This window comes from Jannaschia maritima (genome assembly GCF_030973515.1).
In the GTDB taxonomy this organism is placed as follows: Bacteria; Pseudomonadota; Alphaproteobacteria; order Rhodobacterales; family Rhodobacteraceae; genus Jannaschia; species Jannaschia maritima.
In genome coordinates this window covers 52,100-65,465 of the sequence record NZ_JARGZA010000015.1, presented here as the reverse complement: position 1 = coordinate 65,465, position 13,366 = coordinate 52,100, and the positions used below count along the sequence as shown (strand labels likewise).

18 protein-coding genes are annotated in these 13,366 nt (G+C 67.7%); 17 read left to right on the top strand and 1 reads right to left on the bottom strand.

What is annotated here, in order from left to right:
- Positions 1-377 precede the first annotated feature (377 nt).
- From nuoE to P0084_RS14265, 8 genes are all read left to right on the top strand, one after another.
- Positions 378-1,436 carry an NADH-quinone oxidoreductase subunit NuoE gene (gene nuoE, locus P0084_RS14300; protein ID WP_308917545.1) on the top strand — a complete coding sequence of 353 codons (1,059 nt, stop codon included), beginning with the start codon at positions 378-380 and terminating at the stop codon, positions 1,434-1,436.
- Between the two features lie 136 nt (positions 1,437-1,572).
- Positions 1,573-2,757: a hypothetical protein gene (locus tag P0084_RS14295; RefSeq protein ID WP_308917544.1), complete on the top strand. Its 1,185-nt coding sequence runs from the start codon at positions 1,573-1,575 to the stop codon at positions 2,755-2,757.
- 81 nt (positions 2,758-2,838) lie between these two features.
- Positions 2,839-3,066, top strand: a complete 228-nt coding sequence (locus P0084_RS14290; RefSeq protein ID WP_308917543.1) for a DUF5337 family protein — start codon at positions 2,839-2,841, stop codon at positions 3,064-3,066.
- Complete coding sequence (gene nuoF / locus P0084_RS14285) at positions 3,066-4,364, top strand: NADH-quinone oxidoreductase subunit NuoF (RefSeq protein ID WP_308917542.1); 1,299 nt, start codon at positions 3,066-3,068, stop codon at positions 4,362-4,364. Before P0084_RS14290 ends, nuoF begins: the two co-directional genes overlap by 1 nt.
- Before the next feature lie 62 nt (positions 4,365-4,426).
- On the top strand, positions 4,427-4,891 hold the full coding sequence (locus P0084_RS14280) for a TM2 domain-containing protein (protein ID WP_308917541.1): 465 nt from the start codon (positions 4,427-4,429) through the stop codon (positions 4,889-4,891).
- A 146-nt stretch (positions 4,892-5,037) separates the two neighbouring features.
- The gene (locus tag P0084_RS14275; RefSeq protein ID WP_374213666.1) at positions 5,038-5,448 is read left to right on the top strand and encodes an MAPEG family protein; all 411 of its coding nucleotides are present in this window, start codon (positions 5,038-5,040) and stop codon (positions 5,446-5,448) included.
- A gap of 70 nt (positions 5,449-5,518) precedes the next feature.
- Positions 5,519-5,902, top strand: a complete 384-nt coding sequence (locus tag P0084_RS14270) for a hypothetical protein (protein WP_308917540.1) — start codon at positions 5,519-5,521, stop codon at positions 5,900-5,902.
- Between the two features lie 102 nt (positions 5,903-6,004).
- Positions 6,005-6,397, top strand: coding sequence for a DUF5333 domain-containing protein (locus P0084_RS14265; RefSeq protein WP_308917539.1), 393 nt, complete (start codon positions 6,005-6,007; stop codon positions 6,395-6,397).
- A gap of 41 nt (positions 6,398-6,438) precedes the next feature.
- Here P0084_RS14265 and P0084_RS14260 read toward each other — a convergent pair whose 3' ends face one another.
- A complete protein-coding gene (locus P0084_RS14260) occupies positions 6,439-7,158 on the bottom strand; it encodes a hypothetical protein (protein WP_308917538.1) in 720 nt (239 codons plus the stop codon).
- Positions 7,159-7,381: 223 nt separating this feature from the next.
- Between P0084_RS14260 and nuoG the strand changes: the two genes are divergently transcribed.
- From nuoG to nuoK, 9 genes are all read left to right on the top strand, one after another.
- Positions 7,382-9,406, top strand: a complete 2,025-nt coding sequence (nuoG, locus tag P0084_RS14255) for an NADH-quinone oxidoreductase subunit NuoG (RefSeq protein ID WP_308917537.1) — start codon at positions 7,382-7,384, stop codon at positions 9,404-9,406.
- Positions 9,407-9,553: 147 nt separating this feature from the next.
- Positions 9,554-10,591 carry an NADH-quinone oxidoreductase subunit NuoH gene (nuoH, locus tag P0084_RS14250; protein WP_308917536.1) on the top strand — a complete coding sequence of 346 codons (1,038 nt, stop codon included), beginning with the start codon at positions 9,554-9,556 and terminating at the stop codon, positions 10,589-10,591.
- The gene (locus P0084_RS14245; RefSeq protein ID WP_308917535.1) at positions 10,588-10,800 is read left to right on the top strand and encodes a hypothetical protein; all 213 of its coding nucleotides are present in this window, start codon (positions 10,588-10,590) and stop codon (positions 10,798-10,800) included. Before nuoH ends, P0084_RS14245 begins: the two co-directional genes overlap by 4 nt.
- On the top strand, positions 10,797-11,303 hold the full coding sequence (nuoI, locus tag P0084_RS14240) for an NADH-quinone oxidoreductase subunit NuoI (RefSeq protein ID WP_308917534.1): 507 nt from the start codon (positions 10,797-10,799) through the stop codon (positions 11,301-11,303). The genes P0084_RS14245 and nuoI overlap by 4 nt, the downstream gene beginning before the upstream one ends.
- Positions 11,300-11,524, top strand: coding sequence for a hypothetical protein (locus P0084_RS14235; protein WP_308917533.1), 225 nt, complete (start codon positions 11,300-11,302; stop codon positions 11,522-11,524). Before nuoI ends, P0084_RS14235 begins: the two co-directional genes overlap by 4 nt.
- Positions 11,521-11,919: a carboxymuconolactone decarboxylase family protein gene (locus P0084_RS14230; RefSeq protein WP_308917532.1), complete on the top strand. Its 399-nt coding sequence runs from the start codon at positions 11,521-11,523 to the stop codon at positions 11,917-11,919. Before P0084_RS14235 ends, P0084_RS14230 begins: the two co-directional genes overlap by 4 nt.
- Positions 11,916-12,530, top strand: coding sequence for an NADH-quinone oxidoreductase subunit J (locus tag P0084_RS14225; RefSeq protein WP_308917531.1), 615 nt, complete (start codon positions 11,916-11,918; stop codon positions 12,528-12,530). The genes P0084_RS14230 and P0084_RS14225 overlap by 4 nt, the downstream gene beginning before the upstream one ends.
- Positions 12,527-12,985: a hypothetical protein gene (locus tag P0084_RS14220; RefSeq protein ID WP_308917530.1), complete on the top strand. Its 459-nt coding sequence runs from the start codon at positions 12,527-12,529 to the stop codon at positions 12,983-12,985. Before P0084_RS14225 ends, P0084_RS14220 begins: the two co-directional genes overlap by 4 nt.
- Positions 12,986-13,057: 72 nt before the next feature.
- Positions 13,058-13,363: an NADH-quinone oxidoreductase subunit NuoK gene (gene nuoK, locus P0084_RS14215; protein WP_308917529.1), complete on the top strand. Its 306-nt coding sequence runs from the start codon at positions 13,058-13,060 to the stop codon at positions 13,361-13,363.
- The last annotated feature ends 3 nt before the right edge of the window (positions 13,364-13,366 follow it).

The following is a 13,366-nucleotide window of genomic DNA, read 5'->3' as shown; positions in this document are numbered from 1 at the left end:
GTTGCGTTATCCCCTGTCGGTCACGCTAACGAGGTGAATGGCGACTATCAGGTACTGCTAAACTGTCTGCGTGTGGCGGACTATCAGTTCGAGTCCGGAAACGCTTCGATTCGTGGACGATTCCCCGATCTATCTAGCCGGGATGTTCTTTCTGTTGAGGAAGAGTTTTTCGATGACCTCAGGGTTTTTGAGATCGTAGCAGGGCGTAATGCACGTAGTAGTTTCGAAGCGTTCCGGGCGACAATTGCTAAAGCTGACGTAGACGCAAGCGAGTGTGCTGCGGATACAGCCTGCGATCGAGGCGTAATTCTCCGCTTACCACTAGACCTCGCCACAGTTCATGAAGCCGCTTACGGCAGGGATTATAAGGGTTAGTCATGCTCCGCCGCCTCGCCGCCCAACAGCCCGACAGCTTCGCCTTCACGCCCGCCAACCAGGCCTGGGCGGAGGCGCAGATGACGAAGTACCCCGAAGGCCGCCAGGCCAGCGCGATCATCCCGCTGCTGTGGCGCGCGCAGGAGCAGGAGGGCTGGCTGACCCGTCCCGCGATCGAGCACGTCGCCGACATGCTGGGGCTGGCCTATATCCGCGCGCTGGAGGTCGCGACCTTCTACTTCATGTTCCAACTCCAGCCCGTCGGGACGGCGGCGCACATCCAGATCTGCGGCACCACGTCGTGCATGATCTGCGGGGCCGAGGATCTGGTCGCGGTCTGCCGCGAGAAGATCGCGCCGAAGCCGCATCAGGTCAGCGACGACGGTCTGCTGTCGTGGGAAGAGGTGGAATGCCTGGGCGCCTGCGCGAACGCGCCGATGGCCCAGATCGGCAAGGACTATTACGAGGATCTGTCCATCGAACGGTTCACGGTGCTGATCGACCAGCTTCGCGGGGGCGAGGTGCCCACGCCCGGTCCGCAGAACGGGCGCTGGGCGTCGGAGCCCCTGGGCGGTCTGACCTCGCTCGACGGCGACGAGCCCTCGGAGGAGGCGAATGCCTCCATCGCCCTGGCCACGGCGCTGGGCGATACCGTCAAGCGCATCGACGGGACGGAGGTGCCGTTGCGCACGCCGTGGCACGGTCCCGCCGACGCCGACCCGGACACGGAGGTCGCGTCGCGCGACCAGATGATGCATCCCGACGGTCCCGACGGGCGACAGGGCGGGCGCATCCCGGGCGACAGCGAACCCGACCGGGACCGTGGCGACAGTTCGGATGGCTATGCCAATGTGGACGGCTCGGACGGCAAGGCGAAGGCCCGGCCCGACATCGACGCCGTCGCGCCCGACCCCGCGGGCAAGCCCGGCGAAGGGCTGGGCGAGGGCGCGCGCCCCGCGGTCACGGGAACGACCGACGACGACGGGGAGCCGGCGGGCACCAAGACGGCTGCCGAATCGACGTCGACCCCGGACGACTCCACCGGGTCCGCCAAGGGCTGAGGCCTGTCCGTCCCCTGCGGGGACGTGACGCAGCGTTCCGATGTGCTAGGTTCAGGGCGGGGTCGGGGCCGCGCGTCCCCCCCATCCGTCTGACTGGGGCCGTCGCACGACCGGCCCGACCGCGTGGGAGAGCGTCATGAAGGAAGAGATCCGTCCGATCGGCACGTTGGAGAGCACTGCGATCACCTTCGGGGTCGCCTGCCTGGCCGGGGCCGCCACGTTCGTGATGCTGCTGGGCCTCGGGGGGTGGAGCTTCCTGCAGGCCGCCTTCGGAGCGATCGTGGTCGTCGTGGTCCTGGGCCTGGTCCTGGTCACCACGATCGGGCGTCCCGCAGCGCCGCCGACGACCGCGCGGGGCGGCGTGCAGGCCCCGACCGAGGACCGCGCCCGCGCCACGCAGGCCGGTCAGCCGGGCGAGGCCGCCGCGCCCAGCCCCGAAGCCGCGACCCGGACCCAAGCCCCGTCGCCCCACCGGTCGGAGATTCCGTTCTCGATGATATCGGACGTGCAGAAGGCCGACCCCTCCGACCTGCGCGCGCCGCGGCAGAAGCTGGCCGGTCAGCCGGTGCAGGCCGCGCAGGCCACGCGGGTCCCGTCGCCCGCGCCGGTCAACGCGGACGATCCCGGCGTCGCCCGCCCCGTCGGCGCGACGACCGATCCGACCCCGCAGGCCCAGCCCAGCCCACTCGACGGCAAGGTCGTGTCGCCGGAGCCGCTGGTCGGCCACCCGCAGGAGATCGACCGCAACCAGGCCGCCCCGACGGGCGGGACCGCCCCGACCCCGAGCGCGACGAAGAAGGCGCAGTCCTACAACGAGGTCGAGGGCGCGGGCGACGCGCCGCAGGACGGCGGCAGCGCCCAGCGCGTCGCCAGCGCGCCGTCCGCTTCGGTGGGTGAACCGACCATCTCCGGCAGGGAGGGCGCCGCGCCGGCGGGTGAGGTGGACGACCGCGCGGTCACGCAGGTCGACCCCCTCCTGAAGGATGACCGCGATCGCCTGGACGAGGCGATGCATCCCGTCGCCGACGGGCCGCAGGCCGAGCCGGCGCGTCTGGACGCGCCACGGGACGGCAAGCCCGACGACCTGAAGCAGATCAAGGGAGTCGGCCCCAAGCTGGAGACGATGCTGAACGACATGGGCTTCTATCACCTCGACCAGATCGCCGCCTGGTCGGAGGAGGAGGTCCGCTGGGTCGATTCCAACCTAGAAGGGTTCAGGGGCCGCGTCAGCCGCGACGAGTGGGTCGAGCAGGCCCGGACGCTGGCGGGCGGCGAAACGACCGAGTTCTCGCGCAAGGTGGAGGACGGCGGCGTCTATTGATGCCCGCCCGGTGAACCGGGGCGCGCCTGCGACCGCGGGCGCGCTTGACGGCCCCCCGCCCGGCGGGCCAACAGGGCCGGGATGACTGGCCCGCAGCAGCGCAGCGCAGACGTCGCCAGACGGCAGCGCAGGATCGCCACCCTGATCCTGGGCACCTTCGTCACGTGGGCGGTGGTGCAATTCGCCGCGGCGCGGTTGGACTGGCCGCTGCGTTGGGTCGGACTGATCGACCTGATCGCCCTGGCCGTTCTGGGATATGCGTGCTGGCAGGCCGTGCGCCTGTGGCGCGACCGCAAGGAGACGTCGTGATGCTGAAGGACGAAGACCGCATCTTCACCAACATCTATGGGATGCAGGATCGCAGCTTGGCGGGCGCCAAGGCGCGGGGCCATTGGGACGGCACCGCGGACCTGATCGGCCTCGGCCGGGACGGCATCGTGCAGGTCATGAAGGACAGCGGCCTGCGCGGTCGTGGCGGCGCGGGTTTCCCGACGGGCCTGAAGTGGTCGTTCATGCCCAAGGAGTCCGATGGCCGCCCGGCCTATCTGGTCATCAACGCGGACGAATCGGAGCCCGGCACCTGCAAGGACCGGGAGATCATGCGCCACGATCCCCACACGCTGATCGAAGGCGCGCTGATCGCCTCCTTCGCGATGGGCGCGCATAGCTGCTACATCTACATCCGCGGCGAATACATCCGCGAGAAGGAGGCGCTGCAGGCCGCCATCGACGAATGCTACGACGCGGGGCTCTTGGGCCGCGACGCGGCCGGATCCGGCTGGGACTTCGACCTCTATCTACACCACGGCGCGGGCGCCTATATCTGCGGTGAGGAGACGGCCCTGATCGAGTCGCTGGAAGGCAAGAAGGGCATGCCGCGCATGAAGCCGCCCTTCCCGGCGGGCGCGGGCCTCTATGGCTGTCCCACGACGGTCAACAACGTCGAATCCATCGCCGTCGTCCCCACGGTCCTGCGCCGGGGCGCCGAATGGTTCGCGGGCTTTGGGCGGCCGAACAACGCGGGCACCAAGCTGTTCGCCATCTCGGGTCACGTGAACCGCCCCTGCGTGGTCGAGGAGGCCATGTCGATTCCGTTCGAGGAATTGATCGACCGTCATTGCGGTGGCATCCGGGGCGGGTGGGACAACCTGAAGGCCATCATCCCGGGCGGGTCGTCCGTGCCGATGCTGCCGGCCGCCACCGCGAAGGAGGCGATCATGGATTTCGACTGGCTGCGCGAGCAGAAGTCGGGCCTGGGCACGGCCGCGGTGATCGTGATGGACCAGTCCACCGACGTCATAAAGGCGATCTGGCGGCTGTCCGCGTTCTACAAGCACGAATCCTGTGGGCAATGCACGCCCTGCCGGGAAGGCACGGGCTGGATGATGCGGGTCATGGACCGTTTGGTGAAGGGCGAGGCGGAGGTCGAGGAGATCGACATGCTGCTCGACGTCACCAAGCAGGTCGAAGGCCACACGATCTGCGCCCTGGGCGACGCAGCGGCCTGGCCGATCCAAGGCCTGGTCCGGCATTTTCGCGACGAGATCGAGGATCGGATCAAGGCCAAGCGGACGGGCCGCGTCACGGCCGCGGTCGCCGCGGAGTGACCGTCGCGCATCCAGTCCCCGCATCTGAAGGGATGGCAACCGGGCGAGCGGGGTGACGTGCGATGCGCGGCGAGATACTGAGCTTCGACAGGGACGGCGCGGGACGCGGCGTCATCAGCGGCGACGACGGCGAACGCTATACGTTCGGACCGGCGGACCTGCCCGATGGCGCGGACATCGCGCGACCGGGCACGCAGGTCGATTTCGTCGCCCACGACGGGCGGGCGCGGGACATCTATGCCCGGTCGCAAGCCGGATCCGCGATCGGGGGCTGGAACGACAAGAACAAGCTCGTCGCCGCGCTGCTAGCCTTCTTCCTGGGCGGTCTGGGCATCCACAAGTTCTATCTCGGGAAGACGACGGCCGGGGTCGTCATGCTCGCCGGCTCCACGCTGGGGTTCCTCCTGCTATTCATTCCGTCCGCCATCGTAGGCTTCATCGCCTTCGTGGAAGCGGTGATCTATTTGGTGAAGTCCGACGAGCGCTTCGATCGGGATTACGTGCAGGGGGACAAAGCATGGTTCTGAAAGGCACGGGTTTGAGTATTTTGATTGCATTTGGCATTCTTGGTACGGCGGTAGCAGCCCAGAACGCAGGGGAGGGGTCGGTTTTTCACCCAATGGACCAGTTTGAAGTTCGTCGTCTAACCGAGACTGAACGTGCAGTACTTACGATCCGCTCGATCTCCAACGCATACTCCCATGCCCTCGCATCGCTAGCCGGCTGGGCGATCCTGATGACTATCCTCGGGGCCTTGTCCGTCATTGGAAAACCCCGCGCGCGGACCAGTTCGGGCATGCCGCAGCGGGACTATTCCGACCCGTACTATCGCCGCGACCGCGCGTTCCGGAACGCGATCGAGACGACGGGACCGTTCGTCGCGGCCCTGCTCGCGGCTGTTCTGACGGGAACCGCTCCCTTCTGGGTCAACCTGTTCGCGTCCGTCTTCCTTGTCGCGCGCATCGCCACCGCGGCGGTCCATATCGGGACCGAGATACAGCCCCTGCGGTCCGCGTTCTGGTCCGTCGGCACCCTGTGCATCCTGGTGCTGGCCTTGATGGGTCTGTGGGGTGCGCTGACCTGATGGGGCAGCCACTTCCCGCCGGGGGTGGCACCGGGTATGGACGGGCCGACCACTTGTGAAGGACCCCGCCATGATCCTGCGACTTCCGCTCGCCCTCACGCTGCTGCTGTCCCTGTCGGCCTGCGGGTTCTCCGGCATCGGATCGGGGGATTCGCGCCCCTTCGGCGGCAACGGCTTGCGGGGCCAATCGGTGGAGGTCGGCGGCGTGCGGTTCCGCTCCCGCCTTGCCTCGACCGGACCCGACCGGCGCGGCTTCGTCGTGACCACGCGCGGTGCGGCGCGATCGGTCGTCGGTGCGCTGGAAGCCGGACGCGTCCGGGCCCATGGGCACTGCCTGTCGCGCTTCGGCGGGACGGACGTGGCCTGGTCCGTCTCGCCCGACCGTCCGGTGGAACAGGTCCGCCTGGAGGAGGGCGGCACCGTCACCCTTGCGGGCACGTGCATCGCGCGCTGACCTTGCGGTCCTGCAACGCGATGTGATGCCGCCCGCTATTGCATGACGCCGGTGGCGGCGCGACCTGTGTCCGGGCGTCGGAGGGCAGGAGGGGTATCGATCTTGCGGAGCTTGGGACTGATCGGGGCGTTGGCGTACTTGCCCGCCGTGGCATCCGCCGACCTTGCGGACGAGCGGGGCATCACGGAGGGGCTGATCACGGTCGGCATCGCCTACGAGATCGCGGAGGTTTGCCCCGACATCGACGGGCGTAGGTTCCGTGGCCTGCGCTACCTTCTGGCGCTCCGGTCGGCCGCCGAGGATATGGGTTACTCCGCGGCCGAGATCGACGCGTTCGTCGACGACGACGCCGAGAAAGACAGGCTGGAGGCGATCGCCCGTCGTCGGCTGCAGGCGAAGGGCGCAAGGCCGGGCGATCCCGGGTCCCATTGTCGTGTCGGCATGGCCGAAGTCGCGAGCGGATCGCAGATCGGCCGTCTCCTGCGGCCACGGTGATCGGTGGGGCGATGGGGAGGTGGTCCCCCCCATCGCAGGTCTCAGACGGCCGCCGCCGTCTTGCAACGGCGCGTCACGACGCCCATCGCCGCCAAGCCCAGCAACAGGGCGGGCAACGCGGCCGGCAGCGGGACTGGTGCCACGTCCATGACCTCGGATGCGGAGATGGAGAAGTTTCCGATCGTGTAGTTCGAGTTCTGGAACCCCGAGAAGAGGCTGGCCGACCCGGTTTCGGGAATGCCGCGGAAGGACAGGCCCTGCAGCAGCGACAAGGTCACCGGGCTGCCGTTCGACTGCGCGCCGACGGTTCCGTTCGCGTCCAGCTTGACGGACCGGATGATGTCCGGGACCGCGAACCCGTTCAGGAAGCTGAAGAACGAGCCGCCCGCCAGCAGGCCGAAGCCACCCCCCGTGCTGCCTTGGAACAGACCCACGTTCTGCATGACGTCAAAGGTACCGTTGGTGGACGCCACGGACGCCCCGGTGATCGTGACCGTCGTCGTCTCCGCGGATGCGAACGAGCGATCGAACGTCGCCCCGTCGGCGAAGGTCGCGTCGATCGCGAAGCGCGCCCCGTCGAGGCCGACGGGATCGCTGGGGAACGTGTTGGGTTGGACTTGTCCGCGGCCGACGTCGAACGCGACGTTCAGGTTCAGCGGTGCGGCCTGGGCCCCGGACAGGAGGCCGACCGTCGCCGCGGTCGCAATCGCGGCGATAGGGCCGATCGTGCGACGGGGGTTGGAATGCTTGGATCGTGTCATGTCGAATGTTCCCACGTGATACAGGAATTGCGTTTGCCTTGACCAAGACACGTGCCGCGCCCGGCGAAGTTTCAGGCGATCGATATCTCCTTCCTGCGGTCAAGCGACGCTGGGGGATTTCCGCCCGACGTCTGGCATCGCGGGGACGGTCGTCCTATCCTTGCGGGAACCGAAGCGCGCCGGACGCGCCTTCACCGTGACACTACCTGCGAAGGGCACCACCATGAGCGACGACCTGCGCAAGATCGTGATCGACGGGGCCGAGATCGAAGTCCCGCCCGCCATGACGCTGATCCAGGCCTGCGAGGCGGCGGGTATCGAGATCCCGCGCTTCTGCTACCACGAACGCCTATCGATCGCGGGCAACTGCCGGATGTGCCTGGTCGAGGTCGTGGGCGGCCCGCCCAAGCCGGCCGCGTCCTGCGCCATGCAGGTCCGCGACCTGCGCCCCGGCAAGGACGGCGAGCCGCCGCAGGTCCGCACGAACAGTCCCATGGTGAAGAAGGCGCGCGAAGGGGTGATGGAGTTCCTGCTCATCAACCACCCGCTCGACTGCCCGATCTGCGATCAGGGCGGGGAATGCGACCTGCAGGACCAGGCGATGGCCTATGGCGTCGACTTCTCGCGCTATCGCGAGCCCAAGCGCGCGGCGGTGGATCTGGACCTGGGACCGCTGGTCGAAACCCATATGACGCGCTGCATATCGTGCACCCGCTGCGTCCGCTTCACCACGGAGGTCGCGGGCATCACCCAGATGGGCCAGACTGGCCGTGGCGAGGACAGCGAGATCACGTCCTATCTGGGCGAGACGCTGAAGTCGAACCTGCAGGGCAACATCATCGACCTGTGCCCCGTCGGTGCCCTGGTGTCGAAGCCCTATGCCTTCACCGCCCGCCCGTGGGAGCTGTCCCCGACGGAGACGGTGGGCGTCATGGACGCCTTGGGCGCCAGCATCCGGGTGGACACGAAGGGGCGGGAGGTCATGCGCATCCTGCCCCGCAACCACGACGGCACGAACGAGGAATGGCTCGACGACAAGACCCGCTTCGTTTGGGACGGCCTGCGCCGGCAGCGGCTCGACCGGCCCTATATCCGCAAGGGTGGCAAGCTGACCCCCGCGACGTGGCCGGAGGCGCTGGACGCCGCCGCTTCCGCGTTGAAGGGCGCATCCAGGCCGGCCGGCCTGGTCGGCGATCTCGTCCCGACGGAGGCCGCGTACGCGTTGAAGGGCCTGATGGCGTCCCTGGGCGGCGTGGTCGAATGCCGGACCGACGGGGCCAAGCTGCCCGCGGGCGACAGGGCCGGCTATGTCGGCACCGCCGCCGTGGAGGACATCGACGGGGCCGACACGATCCTCCTGATCGGCACGGATCCGTCGGTCGAGGCGCCCGTGCTGAACGCACGCATCCGCAAGGCCTGGCTGCGCGGCGCGCGCATTGCGCGGATCGGCGCCCCCGCCGCGTTGTCCTACGATCCGGTCGATCTGGGCACCGGGCGGGACGCGCTGTCGAAGCTGGCGGCGGAGGATCATTCGGACATACGGGACGGGCGCGGCCTCGTCATCGTGGGGCAGGGCGCCCTGACCGGGGACGACGGCGCCGACGTGCTGGCCGTGGTCCGGCACATGGCCGAGCGGGCCGGGTCCGATGTGCTGGTCCTGCATACGGCGGCGGCCCGGGTGGGCGCCATGGACGTGGACGCCACCTGCGAGGGCGGCATCGACGCCGCGTTGTCGGGCGACGTGATCTACAACCTCGGCGCGGACGAACTCGACGTGCCCGCGGGCGCCTTCGTCATCTATCAGGGCAGCCACGGGGACCGGGGCGCGCACCGCGCCGACGTGATCCTGCCCGCCGCCGCCTGGACGGAGGAGCAGGGCCTGTTCGTCAACACCGAAGGGCGCCCGCAACTGGCCCTGCGCGCGGGCTTCGCCCCCGGCGAGGCCAAGGAGAACTGGGCCATCCTGCGCGCCCTGTCGGCGGAGGTCGGACGCACGCTGCCCTTCGACAGCCTGGCCGCGCTGCGCCGCGCGATGGTGGCCGACCATCCCGTGCTGGGCGCCGTGGACGAGGTCGCGGTCAACGAGGCGGCCGCTTCGGGCGCCGCGCCGACGCTGTCGAGCGGGGACTTCGCCGTGGCGGTGCGCGACTTCTACCTGTCGAACCCCGTCGCCCGGGCATCGCAGCTGATGGCGGAGCTGTCGCAGCTGGCGGCCGGACGCGACATGGCGGCGATCGCCGCCGAATGACCGGTGGCGCGGGGGCGACAGTCCGGTTCCCGCGCGACATCGGCAGGGCTGGCATCCTGGTGCGGGATGCTGTTTAGACGCTGACGCGGGCCAGACCCCGCCGGACGGTCCCGCGGGGCCGCCACCGACCGCCGAGAAGGAACAGGAATGGCCGAATTCCTCGCCAGCCCAGCGGGCATCGCGCTGACGATCCTCGTGCAATGCCTGGCCGTCGTGGCCTTCGTGATGATCAGCCTGCTGTTCCTGGTCTATGGGGACCGCAAGGTCTGGGCCGCCGTCCAGATGCGCAGGGGTCCCAACGTCGTCGGGGTCTTCGGCCTGGCGCAGACGGTGGCCGACGCGCTGAAATACGTCGTCAAGGAGGTCGTGATCCCCGCGGGCGCCGACCGCACCGTGTTCCTGATGGCGCCGCTGGTCAGCTTCGTGCTGGCGCTCATCGCCTGGGCCGTGATCCCGTTCAGCGACACGTGGGTCCTGTCGGACATCAACGTGGCCATCCTCTACGTCTTCGCCGTGTCCTCGTTGGAGGTGTACGGCGTCATCATGGGCGGCTGGGCGTCGAACTCGAAGTATCCGTTCCTAGGTAGCTTGCGGTCGGCCGCGCAGATGATCTCCTACGAGGTCTCGATCGGGCTGATCATCATCGGCGTGATCCTGTCCACGGGGTCCCTGAACTTCGGGGACATCGTGCGCGCGCAGGACGGGCCCTGGGGCTTCTTCTCGTGGTACTGGCTGGCGCATTTCCCGATGGTGTTCCTGTTCTTCATCTCCGCGCTCGCGGAAACGAACCGCGCCCCCTTCGACCTGCCGGAGGCCGAGTCGGAGCTGGTCGCGGGCTATCAGGTCGAATACTCGTCCACGCCGTTCCTTCTGTTCATGGCGGGCGAGTACATCGCGATCTTCCTGATGTGCGCGCTGATGAGCCTGCTGTTCTTCGGCGGCTGGCTGTCGCCCGTGCCGTTCCTGCCCGACGGGCCGTTCTGGATGGTCCTGAAGATGGCGTTCTTCTTCTTCATGTTCGCCATGGTGAAGGCCATCGTGCCCCGCTACCGCTACGACCAGCTGATGCGGATCGGCTGGAAGGTGTTCCTGCCCCTGTCGCTGGCGTGGGTCGTGATCGTGGCCTTCCTGGCCAAGTTCCAGGTCGCAGGCGCCTTCTGGGCGCGGTGGGAGGTGTTGTTGTGAACGAGAACGTCGAAACCATGGTTTTGGAGCACCTTCGTTTGATCCGCACGGACATCGCGCGTGTTGAGCAGACGCTGACCGAAAAGGTCGACGATCTCGATGCAAAGGTCGACGGGGTGGCTGGGACGATCATCGGCCTGGGTCACTATATTCACGCGATCGATCATCGGGTTGAGCAAATAGAAGAGAAGATCGGAGGCGATGCATGACCACCACCGACACCTCGATCGACTGGAAGCAGGCCGTGAAGTACGCCCTGATGACCGACATCTGGGCGGGCTTCCGTCTGGGCTTCAAGTACTTCTTCGCCCCCAAGGCGACGGTGAACTACCCGCACGAGAAGGGGCCGCTGTCGCCCCGCTTCCGCGGCGAGCACGCCTTGCGCCGCTATCCGAATGGGGAGGAACGCTGCATCGCGTGCAAGCTGTGCGAGGCGATCTGCCCCGCGCAGGCCATCGTCATCGACGCGGAGCCGCGCGACGACGGCAGCCGCCGCACGACGCGCTACGACATCGACATGACGAAGTGCATCTATTGCGGATTCTGCCAGGAGGCCTGCCCCGTCGACGCCATCGTCGAAGGCCCCAACTTCGAGTTCGCCACTGAAACCCGGGAGGAGCTGTTCTACGACAAGGAGAAGCTCCTGCGGAACGGCGAGCGGTGGGAGGCCATGCTGGCCAAGAACATCGAGCTGGACGCGCCGTATCGATGAACGAGAACGTCGAGAATCTCATTCTAGCGCGGCTCGATCAGATGCGGGAGGAGAACCGTTCACTACGATCCGAGATCGTGACGGGCTTCCAACAGGTTCGCGATGATCTTGACGATTTGGAAACCCGGATAAACGGTCTGACGATCATACTCACCAATCTGGGTGGAAATATCTACGATATCGACGAGCGTCTTCGACGTTTGGAGGGCGGAGTGGAATGACCGACCCCACCAACCCCTTCGCCGCCTGGACCAAGCAGATGCAGGAAATGGCCAAGGCTATGAACCCGGCGCTGGAGCAGTTCACCCCCCAGGGGTTCGAGAAGCTCTGGCCCACCATGCCGGGCGAGGTCGTGGAACGGTTCGCCGGCAAGGGCATGAGCCCCGACGGGTTGGACGCCAAGACCAAGATGCTGTTGACGCTGGCCGGGCTGACCGTATTGGGCGCGCAGGCCGACGCGCAGATCCGCTTGACCGTGCGCCAGGCCGCGGCCCAGGGCGCGACCAAGCAGGAGATCGCCGAGACGATCGGCCTGATGGGCCTGTTCGGCGGCCTGCCCGCGATGAACAAGGCCATGACGCTCGCCACCGAAGCGCTGGAGGAGACGCCCGAATGACCGCCGCCGACTTCGCCTTCTACCTGTTCGCCATCGTCACCGTGACGGGCGGGCTGTTCACGGTCGTGTCCCGCAACCCCGTTCATTCGGTGCTGTGGCTGATCCTGACGTTCCTTTCGACGGCGGGCCTGTTCGTCCTGATCGGGGCGGAGTTCGTCGCGATGCTGCTCGTCATCGTCTATGTCGGCGCGGTCGCGGTGCTGTTCCTGTTCGTGGTGATGATGCTGGACGTCGACTTCGCCGAGTTGAAGGCCGAGATGGCGAAGTACGTCCCCCTCGCGGGTCTGATCGGCGTCGTGCTCCTGATGCAGCTGGCCATCGCGTTCGGCGTCTGGGAAAGCGCGGAGGGCATCGTCGTGGCCGAGGGGCTGAACACCCTGGTGCCCCTGGCGGAACAGAACACCGTGGCCATCGGCCTGATCCTCTATGACGACTATTTCCTGGCCTTCCAGCTGTCGGGCCTGATCCTGCTGGTCGCGATGATCGGCGCCATCGCGCTGACCCTGCGCCACCGCAAGGACGTCAAGCGCCAGAACGCGCTGCAGCAGATGTGGCGCGATCCGGCGGTGGCGATGAAGGTGCAGGACGTGAAGTCGGGGCAGGGCCTGTGATCCTGCGGGCCGGCCTGATCGCCCTGGCGACCGCGGCACCCGTCGCGGCACTCGAACTGGCGGACTGCCACCGGGTCACGAACCCGTCCCACGGGGGCGAGGCGGCGCATCGCGACCTGTCGGGGGGCTGGGTGTCCTGGATCGAGTGGTGGAGCCAGGAGGGCGTGTTCACCGACCTCCACGTCGCCGATTGCGATGGCCACGACCAGCTGACCGCCCGCCTGCGGGAGGAGAACATCGGCGACCGTGCCTTCGATCGTCGCAGGGCCGCGTCGAGGGTCTTCGAAGGTTATGTCGGACGGGCGCCGGCCTTCTACGACATGGACGACCTGGCGGATGCGTTGGCGCGAAGCGCGCGCGACGTCCGCGTGGCCTCCATGACGGCGGAGGTGTGCGCCTGCGCCGCCGCCTATCCGAATGCGCGCGGGGGGCTGGACCCTTTCGCGCTGGGATGATTGGAGCGGGCGCGGAACGACGCGCCCGGAACGACACCGCAACGGGCCAGCCGAGCGCCCGGGGGGACGACGATGGTCGGATTGGAACATTATCTGACGGTGGCGGCCGCGCTGTTCGTCATCGGCATCTTCGGCATCTTCCTGAACCGGAAGAACGTCATCGTCATCCTGATGTCGATCGAGCTGATGCTGCTGGCCGTCAACATCAACTTCGTCGCGTTCTCCGGCTTTCTGGGGGACGTGACGGGACAGGTCTTCACGCTGTTCGTGCTGACCGTCGCCGCCGCTGAGGCCGCGATCGGCCTGGCGATCCTGGTCTGCTTCTTCCGCAACCGGGGCACCATCGACGTCGAAGACGTCAACGTGATGAAGGGCTGACCC

Coding starts and splice junctions, on each gene's coding strand:
- P0084_RS14230 (WP_308917532.1), top strand. CDS start 11,521: ATGACCGACCCCACCAACCCCTTCGCCGCCTGGACCAAGCAGATGCAG.
- nuoF (WP_308917542.1), top strand. CDS start 3,066: ATGCTGAAGGACGAAGACCGCATCTTCACCAACATCTATGGGATGCAG.
- P0084_RS14225 (WP_308917531.1), top strand. CDS start 11,916: ATGACCGCCGCCGACTTCGCCTTCTACCTGTTCGCCATCGTCACCGTG.
- nuoG (WP_308917537.1), top strand. CDS start 7,382: ATGAGCGACGACCTGCGCAAGATCGTGATCGACGGGGCCGAGATCGAA.
- P0084_RS14295 (WP_308917544.1), top strand. CDS start 1,573: ATGAAGGAAGAGATCCGTCCGATCGGCACGTTGGAGAGCACTGCGATC.
- nuoH (WP_308917536.1), top strand. CDS start 9,554: ATGGCCGAATTCCTCGCCAGCCCAGCGGGCATCGCGCTGACGATCCTC.
- P0084_RS14235 (WP_308917533.1), top strand. CDS start 11,300: ATGAACGAGAACGTCGAGAATCTCATTCTAGCGCGGCTCGATCAGATG.
- nuoI (WP_308917534.1), top strand. CDS start 10,797: ATGACCACCACCGACACCTCGATCGACTGGAAGCAGGCCGTGAAGTAC.
- nuoE (WP_308917545.1), top strand. CDS start 378: ATGCTCCGCCGCCTCGCCGCCCAACAGCCCGACAGCTTCGCCTTCACG.
- P0084_RS14260 (WP_308917538.1), bottom strand. CDS start 7,158: ATGACACGATCCAAGCATTCCAACCCCCGTCGCACGATCGGCCCTATC.
- P0084_RS14290 (WP_308917543.1), top strand. CDS start 2,839: ATGACTGGCCCGCAGCAGCGCAGCGCAGACGTCGCCAGACGGCAGCGC.
- P0084_RS14280 (WP_308917541.1), top strand. CDS start 4,427: ATGCGCGGCGAGATACTGAGCTTCGACAGGGACGGCGCGGGACGCGGC.
- nuoK (WP_308917529.1), top strand. CDS start 13,058: ATGGTCGGATTGGAACATTATCTGACGGTGGCGGCCGCGCTGTTCGTC.
- P0084_RS14270 (WP_308917540.1), top strand. CDS start 5,519: ATGATCCTGCGACTTCCGCTCGCCCTCACGCTGCTGCTGTCCCTGTCG.